This window comes from Vibrio sp. 2132-1, from assembly GCF_033344315.1.
This window is the reverse complement of the sequence record NZ_JAWPON010000670.1, coordinates 1-565: the sequence shown is the minus strand read 5'-3', so window position 1 is coordinate 565 and position 565 is coordinate 1. Positions and strand designations below refer to the sequence as shown.

Here is a 565-nt window from a genome sequence, read left to right as displayed (position 1 = left end):
TTACTATCTCCGACTACCTAACCATTTTCGGGGCGCGCGGCGAGTTCCACCACGTAGACCTTCCTCCTCTTCTTGATCAAAAACTGTATGAGCTTGGTGAACGCTGGGCGTCAAATGCGCTTGAATTGGGCCCAGGCTTGGCGACACTCAACTACCTTGCGACAACCTGCCGTAAGGAGCAGAAGCTGGATGTGGAGCTGTCTGAGAAGCAACAATGCTACCGTGAACTCAACATGCTGCTGTCGGATCTTGTCGAAGCACAGATCGCGAATTACGAAAATGGCATTTTGACCTTCGCGAACGAAGACGCACGTCGATTCTCTAACGGCGAATGGTTGGAGACTCTGGTTCACAGCACTGTGAAGCAAATCCAAGACACTATGCCAACGATTCAAGACCGCTCTTTGAATGTTCAGGTATATCGTAAGCTGGGTGAAAGTGAAGTACGTAACGAGCTAGACGTAGCAACGGTTGTAAATAACAAGCTGCACATCATTGAGTGTAAAACGAAAGGCATGCGCGATGATGGTGACGATACGCTGTACAAACTGGAATCTTTGCGTGA

The 565-nt window shown here is 49.0% G+C and carries 1 protein-coding gene; it reads left to right on the top strand.

Annotation, left to right across the window (positions count from 1 at the left end; all coding sequences use genetic code 11):
- On the top strand, positions 1–565 hold a 565-nt coding region (locus tag R8N47_RS27300; protein WP_318186378.1), incomplete at both ends, for a Card1-like endonuclease domain-containing protein.